Source organism: Brevibacillus sp. WF146 (assembly GCF_001673705.2).
Taxonomy (GTDB): domain Bacteria; phylum Bacillota; class Bacilli; order Brevibacillales; family Brevibacillaceae; genus Brevibacillus; species Brevibacillus thermoruber.
The window spans coordinates 3259428-3275997 of the sequence record NZ_CP109943.1 but is presented as its reverse complement, the minus strand read 5'-3'; the positions used below and the strand labels follow the sequence as shown (position 1 = coordinate 3275997).

The window sequence follows — 16570 nt, the reverse complement described above, 5'->3', positions numbered from 1 at the left end:
GGGAGAATCATGCATGCGCGTAGTGGTACAGCGCTCCAGGGAAGCAAGCGTTACCGTAGGGGGAGAGATCGTCGGACAGATTGAGCACGGGCTGGTGCTCCTGGTCGGCATTACCCATGAGGACACCGAAAAGGACGTGGAGTTTGTCGCCGACAAAATCGCCCACCTGCGCATTTTTGAAGACAGCGAGGGAAAAATGAACCACTCCGTGCTGGAGCGGGAGGGACAGATTTTGTCCGTCTCCCAGTTTACCCTGTACGGGGATTGCCGCAAGGGAAGGAGGCCCAACTTCATGGCGGCGGCCCGCCCCGAACAGGCGGAACCGCTGTACGAGCTGTTCAACGCCAAGCTGCGGGAAAAAGGGCTGCGTGTGGAGACGGGCCGGTTCGGCGCGATGATGGAAGTGCGGTTGGTCAACGACGGCCCCGTCACGCTGATCGTGGAGTCGTGACACTTCCACGGCGGGAGGTCCGGGTTAATCGCGAAGCGTACGGGAATCGGAGAGGGGGATGGCGGTGGGACGGGAAGCGTTGGTGATCGGCGGGAGCGGCATGCTGGCCGGGGTCTCGCTGTGGCTGGAGGAAGCGGGATACCATGTGGCCGTAATCGGGCGAGACCGGAAGAAGCTGCAGGCCCTGGCGGAGCGATCCGGCAGGCCGGAGGGGTTCTCCCTGCTGCCGGTCGATTATCACCAGACGGACCGGTTTCGGGAAGCGGTCGCGTCACTGGTTCGCGAGCGGGGCGGAATCGATCTGGTGGTCGCCTGGATTCACTCGACCGCTCCCCACGCGCTCCCGGCGGTTCAGCAGGAACTGTCGGCGCAACGAAGGACATGGCGGCTGTTTCACGTCTGCGGCAGCTGCGCCTACAAGGAACCGCCCCGCGTCGCCGACGTGCCCAACTGTTTGTACCGGCGGATTCTGCTCGGGTTTCGGCTGCAGGGAGACGACTCCCGCTGGCTGACCCACGCGGAGATCGCCGCCGGCGTCCGTGCGGCGATCCAGGGCGACCGGCCGTTCTCGGTCGTCGGCCAGGTGGAGCCGTGGGACAGGCGGCCCGTGTAAAGAGGAAACGAAGCCGAGCCTAGCTCGGCTGTTTGTGTTTCAACACCATGTGCACAGCCTCCACCACCGCTTCCGGCCGCACATCCGGGATCATGTGGGCGGTGCCGGGCAGCACCACCAACCGGGAGTGGCCGATCTCCCGATGCAGGCGGCCGGCTTGCAGCGCGGGGTGGAACGGATCGGCATCGCCGACGACGATCACGACCGGCGTGCGGATGTCGGCGTATCGCGGCTCCCACTGCGGGACCGTCCGGACGTAGGCCAAAATGTCTTCGCGATTGGCCCTCAACTGACCCGGCCTCGACCACAAGGCTCGGGCCCGTTCCAGGTAGCCCGGCGGCACCGGGTCAGGGGAAAATGCGGACGTGACCATCGGTTTGGCGAGCAGCCGCGCCAACGGCGGAAGCAGGGTGTTGGCCAGCAGGCCGCCCAGCCAGGGAACGCGCAGCAGGCGGCCGATCAAGAGGTCCGCCGTCCCAGCCGGGTAGGCGTCACCCGCGTAGGCCCCCGGTGCCAAAAGCACAAGGCCGGCGATCTCGTCGGGGTAGGCCAAGGCGTAGGCGAGCGCGAGCGATCCGCTCCACGAATGGGCCACCAGGACGGGCCGTTCGGCCTTGAGGACGGACAGCGCCTCCCGCAGCAGGCGGGCCTGAACCGCAGGCGTCGCCATGTCCCGCCGGGGCCGCTCGCTGTAGCCGTAGCCCGGCCGGTCAAACGCGATGGCCCGGAAGCCCGCTTCTGCGGCCAGCTCCAATACCCCGGCGTAATCGCAGGAGGAGAGAATCCCGCCGTGCAGCAGCACGACCGGCTGTCCCGCCCCCTGACAGACGTAGTGCAGGCGCAGTCCTTCCGCCGTGACGAATGATCCACGCGGCGGAAAAGCGTTTTCGGTGCGGCGAACCTCCCGTTGATTGTGCGCATGAAGCGCCAGCATGACCGCCGCCACCCCCGTGATCGCACACATCCCCATCATCCCCATCATCCCCACCATCCCTTTCTATTCGTTTTACATACGTAAACGTATGAGAATAACGTACCAATCGGTATGTGATTGCTGAAAAAAAACCCGTTTGCCTTTCAAACGGGTGCAGCGGCGTCGTCCGCCGAGGGCTGCAGGCCTTCCCAGAGGACTCTGGACAGCTCGGGCACCACCTGCTCAAAGCGGATGCGGTCCGGATCAATCAGCCAGCCCAACAGCAGGCCGTTGATCAGCGCCTGGAACAGAACGGCCAAGGCGCCCGGGTCGCAATCGCGTTTAACGGCGCCGCTTTCCTGCAGCTGCGCGATGACGCCGCTGACGCCGTCGATGATCTTTCTGTACGCGGCCCGCAGCGCTTCGCCGACCGCCGGATCACGGCTGGCGGTGACAAATTCGAAAAACAGCATCGGATTGTCCTGTCCCTCCTCCACGCAGGCAAACTGCGACTGCAGCAAGCGGGCGAGCCCCTGTGCCGGAGCAGCCGAATCGAGGGCGGACCCCGCCTGCCGCGAAAGCACCTGGAGCTGCTGCGTGAGGTTCTTCTCGCACAGGGCGGCGAACAGATCGCTCTTGCTTGAAAAGTGCCAGTAGACGGCTCCCTTTGTCATTCCGGCGTCGGCGGCCACCTGCTCCAGCGACGCTCCGGCATACCCTAGCCGGGCGAATACGCGGGCGGCCGCATCCAAAATGCGCGTCCGCGTATCGGCCAGCGACGGCGCGCTGTCCGCCTGCTGTTGGGCCAGCCAGGCTCTCATCTCCTGCTTGCTGCCGAAGTGGCGTCTCACCGCTGTCCAGTGGACGCCGGCCGCTTTCGCCACATCGGCGAAACTGATTTTGTCAAAAGGGTGGCGGGCGGCCAACCGGCGGGCCGCTTCCATGATTCGTTCGCGTGTCGTCATCGTATCTCTCCGACCATGTATTCATTCCATACTGATGAGTATGTCTTCAGCATAACGGTTGCATGAAATGGATGTCAAGGAAATGGTTTCCTTGCATCGCGGACGAACGAAAAACCCCCTTGCCGCTTTCCGGATTGAAAACGGCCAAGGGGGTTCTCAGGTTATCCTCCCTGAACGTTCTGGGAGGCGAAGTACTGAAGGATGCCTTTGTACAGCCCTTCGGCAGCCAAATCCTGCTGTTTTTCGGAACGAAGCCGGATTTCTTCGTTGTAGTTGGAGAGGAAGCCGATCTCCGCCAGGATGGACGGAACCGGATTCTCCCGCAGGACGTAGTAGTTGCCGAACCTGGACTGCAGGTCCTTGTAGCTGGTCGCCTTGACGATTTCGCTTTGCACCAGCGAGGCGAGCTTGCTCGAATTGCCCTTGTTGTAATAAAAGACAATCGTGCCGTTGGTCAGCGTGTTGGGATGGGTGTTGTGGTGGATGCTGACGAAAATGTCCGCGTTGTTTTGCACGGCAATGTCCACGCGCTGCTGCAGCGTCAGCTTGCGGTCGTCGCTGCGGGTCATGATCACCTTGGCGCCGGCCGCTTCCAGCTTGTTTTTCAGCAGCAGCCCCACCTGCAGGTTGACCGTCTTTTCCAGCGTGGAAAAGCTGGAGCCGGTCGCTCCGGTGTCGTTGCCGCCGTGGCCGGGGTCGACCACGATCACCTTGCCGACCAGTTCGTTGCCCTTGATGACGGGGGGCATGCCCACCGGAGCCACCAGCCATCCGGCGACGTAGCCCGTCGAACCGTCGCGCAAGGTGATCTGGAACCAGTCGCCTTCTTTTTTGACAATCGCGTATTTTTCTCCGGTCTGTACCCGTCTGACGATGCCGTACTGGGTGCCGGGACCGGAGCGGATGTTGGTGTCCGGGTTCAAAATGGTGACGTGCGGACCGGACATCGCCGGCTCCTGCACGCTGATGAGCCAGCCGGCCACCCAGCCGGTTTTGCCGTCCGGTGTCTGGACGCGGTACCAATCTCCCTGCTGCTCCAGAATGGTCAGCGTGGTCCCCAGCTTCAATGTCCCCAGGACGGGGCTGGTTGTGCTGGCCTGGCCGCGCAGGTTGAGACCGTCCGTCTGGACCGTGGCCGTCTGCTTGGCGGGAGCTTGCGGCTGTCCGGAGCCGCTGTCAGGCGCGGGCGCACCGGTGTCCGGAACATTCTGCGGCGGATTCGGATTCGGCTGGCCGCTGCCGGCGGCGGGAAGCGGTGTCTGGACCGTTCCCTGCTTGGGAATCCAGGCGTTGACGCCGCCGTAGGGAAACTGGATCCACCCGTTCTGTTCCGCCAAAACGGTGATGATTTCGCCGTCGTGAAGCTGTCCGATGGCTGGCTGCGCGGCGTCGGGAGCGGGGTAGACGTACGGCGCGTAGTCCAGGATCAGCTCGCGTCCCTGCTGATTCGGCTGTCCGCCAGGGGGCGTCACCGGTGCACTGCCGGTTGCCTGTCCGCCGGGGGGCGTCTCCGGCGCGCTGCCGTTAGCTTGTCCGCCGCTTACGCCGCCGGGCGCCGCCGTTCCTTGACTGGCGGCGGGGTGCTCGGTGACCAGCCAGCCGGCCACCCACCCTTTTTTCTGGGAGGGAAGCTGAATCTGCAGCCACTGCCCGCTGCGCTGCACGATCGGATACCGGGTACCCGGATTGATGGTCTGAATGACGGGAAACGTCTGGCCGGGGCCGGAACGCACGTTGAGGTTGGTCGTTTGGCTTTCCGCCTGCGGTCCCGCGCTCTGCTGGGCCACCGGTTTGACCAGCCAGTTGGCCACCCAGCCGGTGCGGCCGTCGGGAAGCCGGACGTTCAGCCACTCCCCCTGCTCGGCGAGGACGGGCAGGACGCTTTTGGCGGGCAGCGTGGTAAGCACCTGATCCTGCAGGCTGGGCCCGGACCGAACGTTCAGATTGTCCACGGTGACCTGGACGGAGCCGTCCGCCCACGCGGCGGATACGGGAAACAATACGGCGCAGACCGCAGCCAGGATGGTCCGCAGAAGCTTTTGTCGCTGAAACACAGTAGACATCCTTTCCATTGTTTTGAAAGTCGATCAATGCATGATTTGCCAGCTAATACCTTCTGCCTTTCCCCTTCTTTTTCCTGCATCATCCGACAAACTTCTTTGGCAATTGCAAATCGTTGCGCGCAAAGCGGCACACCTCGCTCCGCCTCGCTTATGCTTTTTCCCGGACGCGGCCATACTAGGGATTGGAGCATGCAACGAGAAAGCGAGGAGGACACAGTGAGACAATCCAACAAGGAAGCATTTGCCCAGGAAGCCAATCGGCGCCTGTTTTCTGTCGATTTCCACGATTTTCTGGAGAAAGAATCCGCGCTCACCGACGTGGAATTGTCGAGGGAATTCGACATCAGTGTGCGGGACGTTCGGACATTGAGGCGAAAGCTGCACCAATGACGCGGCGCCTTCCGCCGGTCGCGTCCGGTTGACCCGGCTTTTCAGGTCGGATAAGATGAAGGGTGGCATACTGAAAAGCAGGTGGAACCGATGATACAAGTCAAATGTGAAGGACACGCATTCGAGCGGGAAATCGCCTTGATTCTCGCTTTGTTTTACGAAGACCCCGACATCGCCTACGTGGACGAATGGAGCAGCGGCGAGGGGATCCGCATCCGGCTGGCTCTCGCGGACAGGGGCGGCAGCGTCTCGGCGGAAGGCGAGCTGATCGCCGGAGAACGCCGGTTCGTCCACAGCGCGGAGAGGCCGACCGCCGGCCTGGATGAGGTGGGCAAGCGGAAGGTCGCCAAGCAGGCGGTCAGCTACGTCCTGCTGGTCATGCTGGAGGAGTTTACCGGCATGGAGCAGGGCTGGGGCATCCTGACCGGCATCCGTCCCACCAAGCTGCTGCATCATCTGCTCTCCTCCGGCGCCAGTCAGGAAGAAGCGCACCGCCGGCTGCGGCAGGACTTCATGGTCCGGCCGTACAAGCTGCGCCTGCTGCAGGAGATCGTCGACCGGCAGTTGCAGGTGGTGCCCGATTTGTACCGGATCGACCGGGAGCTGTCCGTCTACATCGGCATCCCGTTTTGTCCCACCAAGTGCGCCTACTGCACCTTTCCCGCCTACGCCATCCGCAGCCACACCGCCTCCGTCAATCCGTTTCTGGAGGGGCTGCACTACGAGATGGAGCGGCTGGGCGAGTGGCTGAGACGGCATGACATGCGGATTACCTCCGTGTACTTCGGAGGCGGCACGCCGACCAGCATTACAGCCGAGGATCTGGATCAACTGTTCGACAAGATGCACCGCTCGTTTCCGCACATGGCGGATGTGCGCGAGCTGACCGTGGAAGCGGGACGTCCCGATACGATCACGCGGGAAAAGCTGGCGGTGATGAAGCGCTGGAACGTGGACCGGATCAGCATCAACCCACAGTCCTTTACCCAGGAGACGCTGCACGCCATCGGCCGCCACCACACGGTCGAGGAGACGATCGAAAAGTACCATCTCGCCATGGAGATGGGGCTGACCAACATCAACATGGACCTGATCATCGGCCTGCCCAACGAAGGACTGGCCGAGCTGGAACACAGCCTGCGGGAAGTGGAAAAACTGATGCCCGCCTCGCTGACGGTGCACACCCTCTCGTTCAAGCGGGCGTCCGAGATGACGCAGAACAAAGAGCGCTACAAGGTAGCCAGCCGGGAAGAGATCAGCCGGATGATGGCGCTGGCGTCGGAGTGGACGAAAGCCCACGGCTATCATCCGTACTACCTCTACCGTCAGAAAAACATCCTCGGCAACCTGGAAAATGTCGGCTACGCCCTTGACGGCCGGGAGAGCATCTACAACATTATGATCATGGAAGAAGTGCAGACCATCCTGGGGCTGGGATGCGGCGCCGTGTCCAAGCTGATGGCGCCTGGCAGCGGCAAGTTGACGCGCTGGCCCAACCCGAAAGATCCGAAGACGTACAACGAAACCTACCGGACGCTGACGGAAGAAAAGCTCCGCGATCTGGACCAGGTCTACTTCGGGACGGCAGCCGCATCGGCAGGACAGGCGGAGTAACCGGTGGAAAAAGTTTTACCGAGCGCCTGTTGACGACCGATTGGCGGTTTGCTATGATTTTCAATAAGCTTTCATGCTAGATCGATTGTCTGATCTGATGACGGGAACAAGTACCCAGGAGACGGATAGCCAGAGAGGAAGCGCCGCGGCTGAGAGCGCTTCTCTATAACGGCCTGGCGAATGACATCCCCGAGGACCGTCGGTGAACGGAAAACGGCCGCGCGCGTTTCGGCCGCCATCCCAGTAACCGGCAGGCGTACGCCGGCGTTAACGGCCAACAAGCGGGACTCCCTGTTGGAGTCCAATCAGGGTGGCACCACGGGAATACCATCTCTCGTCCCTGACATGTCCGGACGGCATGTCGGGCGGCGGGAGATTTTTTATTTTGCTTACCAACGTTCCTGCGGGAACAGACAATGGAGGTTCAGGCAAGATGACAAGGATTCAAATTCCCCGCGGTACGCAGGACATCATGCCCGGTACCGTGGAGCTGTGGCACTACGTCGAGGCCAGGGCCCGCGATCTCTGCCGCCGCTACAATTATCAGGAAATCCGCACGCCGCTGTTTGAGAGCACGGAGCTGTTTCAACGGGGCGTGGGTGAAACCACGGACATCGTGGAAAAGGAGATGTACAGCGTCTCCAATCCGCGCAGCGACGACGCGCTGACGCTCAGGCCGGAAGGGACCGCCGGCGTGGTGCGCGCCTACGTCGAGCACAAGCTGTACGGGCAGCCCAACCAGCCGGTGAAGGTGTACTACCTGGGCCCGATGTTTCGCCATGAACGTCCCCAGGCAGGACGCTACCGCCAGTTCGTCCAGTTTGGGGTGGAGGCGATCGGCTCCAGCGATCCGGCAATTGACGCCGAAGTGATCGCGCTGGCGATGCGCTTCTACCAGGAGCTGGGACTGACGGGCTTGAGCGTGGAGCTGAACAGCGTCGGCACCCTTGAGGACCGCGCCCGCCACCGCGAGCACCTGCTCGCCCACCTGAACGGCGTCCGCAGCGAGCTGTGCGCGGACTGTCAATCCCGCATCGACCGCAACCCGCTGCGCGTGCTGGACTGCAAAAACGAGAAGTGCCGGACGCTGACCAAGGACGCGCCGTCCATTCTCGACTACCTGAGCGACGAGTCCGCCGCCCACTTCGAGGCGGTCAAGCGCTATCTGACCGCGCTCAACATCCCGTACACGGTCAATCCGCGGCTGGTGCGGGGACTGGATTACTACACGCTGACGGCTTTCGAGATCAAGATGGCGGAAATCGGCGCCGTCGAAACGCTCTGCGGCGGCGGCCGCTACAACGGGCTGGTCGCCGAGCTGGGGGGCGAGGACATGCCGGGCATCGGCTTTGCGCTCAGCATTGAGCGGCTGCTGCTCGCGCTGGAAAAGCAGGGCGTCGAGCTGCCCGTGAGCGGGGGGATTGACTGCTTCGTGGCGATCCAGACCCCTGAAGCGAAGCAGGACGCGTTCGTCCTCGTCGACGAGCTGCGCCGCGCCGGGGTGTCCGCCGATCTGGACTACCTGGACCGCAAAATGAAGGCGCAGGTCAAACAGGCGGACCGGCTGGGCGCCGCGTTTACGGCGATTATCGGCGAAGCGGAGCTGGCAAACGGCACGGTCGTCCTCAAGGAGATGGCGACCGGCGAACAGCAGGAAGTGAAGCGCGACCAGGTCGCCGCCGTGCTGGCCGAACGCCTGGCGGCACGCGCGTAAAGAAATGTTTCGCGTTATTTCATAGACAAGAAGAGTGGAGGATTACCGAAGATGACGTGGCAATACCGTACCGTGCATTGTGGAGAAGTGGGCAAGGAACACATCGGACAGGAGGTCGTCCTGAACGGCTGGGTGCAGAAGCGGCGCGACCTGGGCGGGGTGATTTTCATCGACTTCCGCGACCGGACGGGCATCGTGCAGATCGTGTTCAACCCGGAGTTTAACAAAACGGCGTGGGAAATCGCCGACAAGGTCCGCAGCGAATACGTGCTGGCCGTAAAGGGAACCGTCGTCAAGCGCGATCCGGAAGCGGTCAACCCGAAGCTGAAAACCGGCGAAGTGGAAGTGCACGTCGCCGAAATCGAGATTCTCAACGACGCGAAAACGCCGCCGTTCCCGGTCGAAGATGAGATCGACGTGGATGAGCAGGTCCGCCTCAAGTACCGCTATCTGGACCTGCGCCGTCCGGAGATGCAGCGCTCCCTGATGCTGCGCAGCAAGGCGTCCAAGGCGTTCCGCGACTTCCTGGACAGCCGCGGCTTCGTCGAAGTGGAGACGCCGATCCTGACCAAGAGCACGCCGGAAGGGGCGCGCGACTACCTGGTGCCGTCCCGCGTGCATCCGGGCGAATTTTACGCGCTGCCGCAATCGCCGCAGTTGTTCAAGCAGCTGCTGATGGTCTCCGGTCTGGAGCGCTACTACCAGATCGCCCGCTGCTTCCGCGACGAGGACCTGCGCGCCGACCGTCAGCCCGAGTTTACCCAGGTGGACATCGAGACGTCGTTCTTGTCCATGGAAGAGCTGCTGCCGATGATGGAGCAGATGGTCGCCCACGTCTTCAAGGAAACGATCGGCGTGGACGTCCCGACACCGTTCCCGCGCCTCACCTACGCGGAAGCGATGGCCCGCTACGGTTCCGACAAGCCGGACATCCGCTTCGGCATGGAGCTGACCGACGTGTCCGACCTGGTGGCCAACAGCGATTTCAAAGTGTTCGCCAGTGCCGTCGCCGGCGGCGGTCAGGTGAAAGCGATCAACGCCAAGGGATGCGGCCACTACTCCCGCAAGGAAGCGGATGATCTGGGCAAATTGGCGGCCCGCTACGGGGCGAAAGGGCTGGCCTGGATGGGCTTCAAGGACGGCGAGGTGAAAGGACCGATCGCCAAGTTCTTCTCCGCGGAGGAGATCGACGCGCTGAAACAGCGTCTGGCGGCGGAAGAAGGCGACCTGCTCCTGTTCGTGGCCGACAAGCCGAAAGTGGTGGCGGACGCGCTGGGCGCTCTGCGTTCCAAACTGGGTGCGGAGCTCGGCCTGATCGACCACAGCAAATTTGCTTTCCTGTGGGTGGTGGACTTCCCGCTGCTGGAATGGGACGAAGAGGCGCAGCGCTACGTCGCCCTGCACCATCCGTTCACGCGTCCGAAAGACGAAGACCTGCACCTGTTTGAAACCGACCCGGGACAGATCAGGGCACAGGCGTACGACATGGTGCTCAACGGCTACGAGCTGGGCGGCGGTTCGATGCGGATTTACAAGCGCGACGTGCAGGAGAAAATGTTCAAGGCGCTCGGCTTTTCGCAGGAGGAAGCGCGCGAGAAGTTCGGCTTCCTGCTGGATGCCTTCGAATACGGCACGCCTCCGCACGGCGGCATCGCGCTCGGTCTGGACCGTCTGGTCATGCTGCTGGCCGGCCGCAGCAACCTGCGTGAAGTGATCGCCTTCCCGAAAACGGCAAGCGCCAGCGACCTGATGATGGACGCGCCGGGAGCGGTGGAGCCGGTGCAGCTCGCCGAACTGAACATCACCACCACGGTCAAAGAGGAAGACGAGAAAGCGTAAGCGTACTTGCACAGGCGCATCCGCCTCTGATACATTGGTAATACTGAAGAATAGCCCTGCGATGTACGTGACTTCCGAATAGTTTTGAGCCACAAACTCTTTTCAGGGAGTTTGCCGTCCCAAACCGCGAGGACATGCCTCCGTCGAGTGGACGTCCGGGACGGTTGGGCGAGACACCCACCTGCGCAGCGCAGGTTCAAAACTTCAGGAGCAGCACGGCATAATGGGGCTCCTTTTTTGCCCGGGATTCCTACTTTTCCGATGGATCATTTCAGCGGGCAGCAGGGAGGAGCCGGGTCGTTCAGATCGTTTGAGAGGAAGAGGTTGACGGAAACATGCTTCATCAATTCTCCCGTTGTGAGTTGGCCTTCGGTCCCGAGGGCTTGGAAAAAATGAAAAACAGCACTGTCGCCGTGCTGGGAATCGGCGGCGTCGGCTCGTTTACGGTGGAGGCATTGGCCCGCACCGGCGTCGGCAAGCTGGTGCTGGTGGACAAGGACGTGGTGGACATCACCAACATCAACCGGCAGATTCACGCCACCCTGCACACCATCGGCCGGCCAAAGGCGGAGCTGATGAAGGAGCGCATCGCCGCGATCAATCCGGAGTGTGAAGTGGTCACGCTGAACATGTTCTACAGCGAAGAGACGGCCGATCAGTTGTTCGCCCACAAGCTGGATTACATCGTCGACGCGATGGACATCATGACGGCCAAGCTTCACGTGATCCAAGAGGCGAAGCGGCGCGGCATTCCGATCATCTCCAGCATGGGGGCGGCCAACAAGATGGACCCGACCCGCTTCGAAGTGGCCGACATTTCCCAGACCAGCTACGACCCGATCGCCAAGGTGATCCGGCGCGAACTGCGGAAAAAAGGCATTCACAAAGGCGTCAAAGTGGTGTATTCGAAAGAAATTCCGGTAACGATCCGCGAAGACGTGCGAAACCAGATTGCCGATCCCCATTCTCCGATCAGCAAGGCGCGCCGCCCCCCGGCGAGCAACGCGTTTGTGCCTTCCGTCGCGGGGCTGATTCTGGCCAGCGTCGTCGTCCGCGACATCCTGGGCTGGCAGCCGGCAAAAGGATAACCCAAGGAAAAGCTGCTGCGAAAAGGACGCAGCAGCTTCTTTGACTGCAGACAATGTAATCACAAAACCCACTACCAGCTTTCGGTAGTGGGTTTTGTTCATTCATCGATCAGGCTGCTTCCACTTGATATTGCAGCCGAGGCTCGGTTTTTGCGGGACCGTCACGGGTTCGCCGTTCAGCAGTTGATCCAGGGCGGCGCGGATGGACGCGCCGGTGACGGGAATGTCGTTGCCGGGACGGGAGTCGTCCAATTGACCGCGATAGGCGCACGCCAGATTCCCGTCGAACACGTAAAAGTCGGGTGTGCACGCTGCCTGATAGGCGCGGGCGACCTCCTGCGTTTCGTCGTACAGGTACGGGAAGGGATACTTCCATTCTTCCGCCACCTGCTTCATCCGCTCGGGCGAATCGTCCGGATAAGCGTCAGCGTCATTGGAACTGATCGCGATGAAGGAGACGCCCTTGGGAAGGTAATCGTTCGCCAGGCGTACCAGTTCCGCTTGAACGTGTTTGACAAACGGGCAGTGGTTGCAGATGAACATGATCACCGTCGCCTGTTTGGAGGCAAGCTCGGAAAGCGACATGACCTTGCCGGTTACCGTGTCCGGCAGTGCGAAGTCAGGTGCCTTTTGACCGAGCGGAAACATCGTAGATTCTGTCCGGGCCATGTTGATTCGCTCCTCTCCTTGGATATCGTTTCCGTCTACTATAGCGCATCTCCCTTCCCCGATCAACGGATTTGCGCGTTTTGCTTACATACCACTCGCATTCCACGAATATTTTTGACGACCGTAAGCAAAATGCTTATGATAAAGATAACTTTTCCGTAAACGAGGGAGTTACCATGCAGCAAGAAGAACGTCTAGCCGCTGTCCTGCGCCATTTGCAGCGACACCAGCGGATCACCGTGGAGCAGATGTGCGACTGGTTTGGCATTTCCCGCGACTCGGCCCGACGCGATCTGGTCAAATTGGAGGAGCGGGGGGAAATCATTCGCGTTCGCGGCGGAGCAGTGCTGCCCACCTTGACCAAGTATGTGCAAAGCTACGAAGAGCGATTGAACAACCCGGCCGGCAAACGGGAAATAGGCAGGGCGGCTGCGTCGTTGATCCGCAGCGGCGACTATCTGTTGCTGGATACGGCCACGACGGTGCAGTTCGCAGCGGAATGGATGTCAGCCGAACCGCACGTCGTCGTCACCAATTCCATTGACGTGGCCGACATTTTCAGCCGGAAGCGGTCGGCGGAAATCCATCTGCTCGGTGGTCAGCTAAACGTCTGGCATCGCGGCTTGTTCGGACCCAAGACCATCGCCGCGCTGCGCGACATGCGCGTGGACAAACTGCTGCTCGGCGCTTGCGGCATCACGCCGGAAGGACTGACCGCCCACACGGTGGACGAAGCCTACGTGAAAATGGCGATGCTGGAGTGCGCCGATCAGGTCATCGTTCTCGCCGATTCCAGCAAGTTCGGCAAGCGGCTGTTTCACAAGGTGTGCGGCCTGGATGAAATCGACATCGTCGTCACCGACGCGGAGCCGGCCGAAGAGGTTCGCGCCGCATTGGAGCAGGCGGGCGTGGAGCTGCTGGTCGCTTCCCGATCGACGGAGCAAGGGAGAGGAGAATCGTGAAACAGGTAAACGTCGGGTTGATTGGGTATGGATTATCGGGCCAGGTCTTTCATGCGCCGGTGATCCGGTCGGTGCCGGGATTAAAACTGACGAAGGTCGTTTCATCCCGTCCGGAAAAGGTGCGTGCCGACCTGCCCGAGGCAGAGGTGGTCGCCAGCGTGGACGAACTCCTGTCTGACGATCAGATTGAGCTGGTGGTCGTTGCCGCGCCAAACACCTCGCACTTCCCGTACGCCAAGCAGGCGCTTTTGGCAGGCAAACATGTCGTGGTGGAAAAGCCGTTTGTGATCCGCTCTTCGGAAGCGGAAGAACTGATCCGGCTGGCCGAGTCGCGCGGACGCGTGCTCAGCGTCTACCACAACCGCAGATGGGACAACGATTTTTTAACGATAAAACACCTGCTTCAAACCGGCGCATTGGGCGAGGTATTCCTGTATGAAGCGCACTACGACCGTTACCGTCCCGAGGTGACCGACCGCTGGCGGGAGCGGGATTTGCCCGGTTCCGGCATTCTGTACGACCTGGGTTCCCATTTGATTGATCAGGCGCTTCATCTTTTCGGTCTGCCGCAGACGGTGATGGCCGACGTCGGCGCACAGCGCCCCGGAGCCAGGACGACGGACTACTTCCACATCGTGCTCGGGTACGGATCGCTGCGGGTGATTCTGCACGCCGGTTCGCTGGTCAGACAGCCCGGTCCCCGTTTCCAGATCCACGGCGACAAGGGCAGTTTCGTGAAGTACGGATTGGATCCGCAGGAAGACGCGCTGCGGGCGGGCCTGATACCGGGAGGACCGGAGTGGGGCAGGGATCGCGAAGAGACGTACGGACAGCTCACGCTGAGCGTGGGAGAACTGAACGTGAGCGGCAGCGTGGAAACCATTCCGGGCGCGTATCAGACGTACTATCAGCAGATGTACGAAGCGATTGTGTCCGCAACACCCGCGCCCGTTTCGCCTGCGGACGCGATGAACGTGATCCGGGTGATCGAGTGGGCGGAACAGAGCAGCCGGGAACAGCGCGTGATCACGGTGCGGTAGCGGGGAAACGGCGGTATGGAGAAAATGCTTTCGCCGCTGCGGACGGCTGACCGGCCGACTCGTCGGAGGGGCGATTGGTTGCTTGCCAATGCACGTTTGTTTCCAGTATGCTATGATATTGAGACAACCCCATTAAAATGGAAGGGTATGTAGCAATGGATCTCTTTTCGTTCGCATACGAACAGCACGATTCGGGCAAACTGCAGCCACTGGCGGCGCGGATGAGGCCGCGCACCGTGGATGAGGTGCTCGGACAATCACATATTTTGGCGCCGGGCAAGCTGCTCAGGCGGGCGATCGAGGCCGACCAGGTCTCGTCGCTCATCTTTTACGGTCCGCCAGGGGCGGGAAAGACGACATTGGCGAAAATCATCGCCAACACGACCAAATCCTACTTCGCCGAGCTGAACGCGGTGACGGCAGGGGTCGCCGACATCCGCCGCATCGTGGAGGAGGCGAAAGACCGTCTGGTGATGAACGGTCAGCGCACTACGCTGTTTATCGACGAGATTCACCGCTTCAACAAGGCGCAGCAGGACGCCCTGCTCCCCTGTGTGGAGGACGGGACGATTATCCTGATCGGGGCGACCACGGAAAATCCGTTTTTTGAAGTGAACGCCGCCCTGCTCTCCCGTTCGCAGATTTTTCCGCTGCATCCGCTGAACGAAGAGGAACTGCGGCAGGTGCTGGAGCGGGCGATTACCGACCGCGAACGGGGACTGGGAGAATTGAACGTCACGGTCACCCCCGACGCCGCCGATCACCTGATCCGGTACGCCGAAGGAGATGCGCGGAGATTGCTGAACGCGCTGGAACTGGCCGTGAAAACGACGCCTCCGGATGAACGCGGCCGGATTTGCGTCACGCTGGAAGTGGCGGTGGAGTCCATCCAGCGGCGCGCTGTTCGCTACGACAAAAGCGGCGACAACCACTACGACACCATTTCCGCGTTTATCAAGTCGATTCGCGGCTCCGATCCGGACGCCGCGCTGTACTGGCTGGCGCGGATGATCGACGCGGGCGAGGATCCCCGGTTTATCGCCCGCCGGTTGGTGATTTCCGCCTCGGAGGACATCGGCAACGCTGATCCGCAGGCGATCACCATCGCCGTTTCCTGCTTCCAGGCGGTGGAGCTGGTCGGCATGCCGGAGGGGCGGATTCCCCTTGCCCAGGCGACCACGTACCTGGCGACGGCGCCCAAAAGCAACGCCGCCTACAACGGGATCAACCAGGCGCTGGCCGCGATCAGGAAGGACGGGCACAAACCGGTGCCGCTCCACCTGCGCGACGCCGCCTACAAGGGAGCGTCCCGGCTCGGTCACGGCGAAGGGTACCTCTATCCGCACGACTATCCCGGCGGATACGTCCCGCAGCGGTATTTGCCGGACGGGACCGACTACTCGTTTTATCAGCCGAAGCCGATCGGCTACGAGCAGGAGATTCGCCGTCGGCAGGCGGAGCGCCAGCAGACGCCCGGACCGTAAACGTTCCCCCGGGTGGCGGGGGAACGAGCGTTCAGGTGCGGACGGTTCCTCCCGGTTTGTTGGGAAGATCGCCGTTTTCGTTCGGCTGTTTGCTCTGCTCGCTGGCTCCGTAGCGCGCCTTGTGGGCGATCGTGCCGGCCGGCTGGTCGTACAGCGTCGCAGAGGGATGGTTTTTGCCGTCTACCGCTTTTTGATTGGTGGCCATGTGCATTCACCCCCTGCAACGTAGTGTGTCCCCAACCGCCCGTCTCATGTAGGTCAACCGTCATGGAGGAGGTGGGCAGGGAGCGAGAGGAAAAAAGGAGAGTTGGTACAGTGAAAATTTCTACGAAAGGACGTTACGGCCTGACCATCATGATGGAACTGGCCAACCGCTTCGGCGAAGGCCCGATTTCGCTGCGGAGCATTGCCCAGCGGCACGATTTGTCCGAGCATTACCTGGAGCAGTTGATCGCGCCGCTCCGCAATGCCGGACTGGTGAAAAGCATCCGCGGCGCGTACGGCGGGTATGTATTGGCGAAAAAGCCGGATGAAATCTCCGCCGGCGACATCATCCGCGTGCTGGAAGGGCCGATCAGCCCGGTGGAGTTTACCGAGGAGGAAGACCCGGCCAAGCGCTACCTGTGGCTGCGCATCCGCGACAGCATATCCGCCGTCCTCGATTCCACGTCGCTGCAGGATTTGATCAGCTACAAGGACGAAGGACAGACGGACGGTTACATGTTTTACATTTGACGCAACAGCGTACGAAGCAAAGGAGAGCGC

General features: G+C 61.6%; 16 protein-coding genes, 1 other RNA gene and 1 other annotated feature. Of the genes, 12 read left to right on the top strand and 5 right to left on the bottom strand.

Annotation, left to right across the window (positions count from 1 at the left end; translation table 11 throughout):
- Positions 1–13 precede the first annotated feature (13 nt).
- Positions 14–451 carry a D-aminoacyl-tRNA deacylase gene (gene dtd, locus A6764_RS16320; RefSeq protein ID WP_029097436.1) on the top strand — a complete coding sequence of 146 codons (438 nt, stop codon included), beginning with the start codon at positions 14–16 and terminating at the stop codon, positions 449–451.
- 58 nt (positions 452–509) lie between these two features.
- The gene (locus tag A6764_RS16315) at positions 510–1064 is read left to right on the top strand and encodes a short-chain dehydrogenase (protein WP_264622284.1); all 555 of its coding nucleotides are present in this window, start codon (positions 510–512) and stop codon (positions 1062–1064) included.
- Positions 1065–1083: 19 nt separating this feature from the next.
- Here the strand turns inward: A6764_RS16315 and A6764_RS16310 are convergent, their stop codons facing one another.
- From A6764_RS16310 to A6764_RS16300, 3 genes are all read right to left on the bottom strand, one after another.
- Positions 1084–2046, bottom strand: a complete 963-nt coding sequence (locus tag A6764_RS16310; RefSeq protein WP_176703366.1) for an alpha/beta fold hydrolase — start codon at positions 2044–2046, stop codon at positions 1084–1086.
- A 95-nt stretch (positions 2047–2141) separates the two neighbouring features.
- Positions 2142–2942 (bottom strand): TetR/AcrR family transcriptional regulator, encoded by an 801-nt coding sequence (locus tag A6764_RS16305; protein ID WP_065068150.1) that lies wholly within the window; start codon positions 2940–2942, stop codon positions 2142–2144.
- Between the two features lie 161 nt (positions 2943–3103).
- Positions 3104–5005, bottom strand: a complete 1902-nt coding sequence (locus tag A6764_RS16300) for an N-acetylmuramoyl-L-alanine amidase family protein (protein WP_238550888.1) — start codon at positions 5003–5005, stop codon at positions 3104–3106.
- A 216-nt stretch (positions 5006–5221) separates the two neighbouring features.
- On the opposite strand from A6764_RS16300, the gene A6764_RS16295 reads away from it, so the two are divergent.
- The 6 genes from A6764_RS16295 (at position 5222) to A6764_RS16270 (ending at position 11650) form a co-directional block, all read left to right on the top strand.
- The gene (locus A6764_RS16295; protein WP_176703368.1) at positions 5222–5395 is read left to right on the top strand and encodes a hypothetical protein; all 174 of its coding nucleotides are present in this window, start codon (positions 5222–5224) and stop codon (positions 5393–5395) included.
- A gap of 90 nt (positions 5396–5485) precedes the next feature.
- Positions 5486–7009, top strand: coding sequence for a coproporphyrinogen III oxidase (locus A6764_RS16290; protein ID WP_065068153.1), 1524 nt, complete (start codon positions 5486–5488; stop codon positions 7007–7009).
- An 88-nt stretch (positions 7010–7097) separates the two neighbouring features.
- Positions 7098–7354: a binding site (T-box leader), on the top strand.
- An 88-nt stretch (positions 7355–7442) separates the two neighbouring features.
- Positions 7443–8723, top strand: a complete 1281-nt coding sequence (gene hisS, locus A6764_RS16285) for a histidine--tRNA ligase (RefSeq protein WP_143862893.1) — start codon at positions 7443–7445, stop codon at positions 8721–8723.
- Between the two features lie 51 nt (positions 8724–8774).
- Positions 8775–10562: an aspartate--tRNA ligase gene (gene aspS / locus A6764_RS16280; protein ID WP_065068155.1), complete on the top strand. Its 1788-nt coding sequence runs from the start codon at positions 8775–8777 to the stop codon at positions 10560–10562.
- A 50-nt stretch (positions 10563–10612) separates the two neighbouring features.
- A non-coding RNA gene (gene ssrS / locus A6764_RS16275) (6S RNA) lies at positions 10613–10796 on the top strand.
- A gap of 101 nt (positions 10797–10897) precedes the next feature.
- Entirely contained in the window at positions 10898–11650 is a 753-nt protein-coding gene (locus tag A6764_RS16270; RefSeq protein WP_065068156.1) for a tRNA threonylcarbamoyladenosine dehydratase, read from the top strand.
- A 102-nt stretch (positions 11651–11752) separates the two neighbouring features.
- On the opposite strand, the gene A6764_RS16265 is transcribed toward A6764_RS16270, so the two are convergent.
- Positions 11753–12319: a thioredoxin family protein gene (locus A6764_RS16265; RefSeq protein ID WP_029097428.1), complete on the bottom strand. Its 567-nt coding sequence runs from the start codon at positions 12317–12319 to the stop codon at positions 11753–11755.
- A 176-nt stretch (positions 12320–12495) separates the two neighbouring features.
- On the opposite strand from A6764_RS16265, the gene A6764_RS16260 reads away from it, so the two are divergent.
- The 3 genes from A6764_RS16260 (at position 12496) to A6764_RS16250 (ending at position 15805) form a co-directional block, all read left to right on the top strand.
- Positions 12496–13281, top strand: coding sequence for a DeoR/GlpR family DNA-binding transcription regulator (locus tag A6764_RS16260; RefSeq protein ID WP_065068157.1), 786 nt, complete (start codon positions 12496–12498; stop codon positions 13279–13281).
- Positions 13278–14321, top strand: coding sequence for an oxidoreductase (locus tag A6764_RS16255; protein WP_035288551.1), 1044 nt, complete (start codon positions 13278–13280; stop codon positions 14319–14321). Before A6764_RS16260 ends, A6764_RS16255 begins: the two co-directional genes overlap by 4 nt.
- A gap of 155 nt (positions 14322–14476) precedes the next feature.
- On the top strand, positions 14477–15805 hold the full coding sequence (locus A6764_RS16250) for an AAA family ATPase (RefSeq protein ID WP_029097425.1): 1329 nt from the start codon (positions 14477–14479) through the stop codon (positions 15803–15805).
- Between the two features lie 31 nt (positions 15806–15836).
- Here the strand turns inward: A6764_RS16250 and A6764_RS16245 are convergent, their stop codons facing one another.
- Positions 15837–16010 (bottom strand): hypothetical protein, encoded by a 174-nt coding sequence (locus A6764_RS16245; protein WP_162836713.1) that lies wholly within the window; start codon positions 16008–16010, stop codon positions 15837–15839.
- 110 nt (positions 16011–16120) lie between these two features.
- Between A6764_RS16245 and cymR the strand changes: the two genes are divergently transcribed.
- A complete protein-coding gene (gene cymR, locus A6764_RS16240; RefSeq protein WP_029097424.1) occupies positions 16121–16540 on the top strand; it encodes a cysteine metabolism transcriptional regulator CymR in 420 nt (139 codons plus the stop codon).
- Positions 16541–16570: the final 30 nt, after the last annotated feature.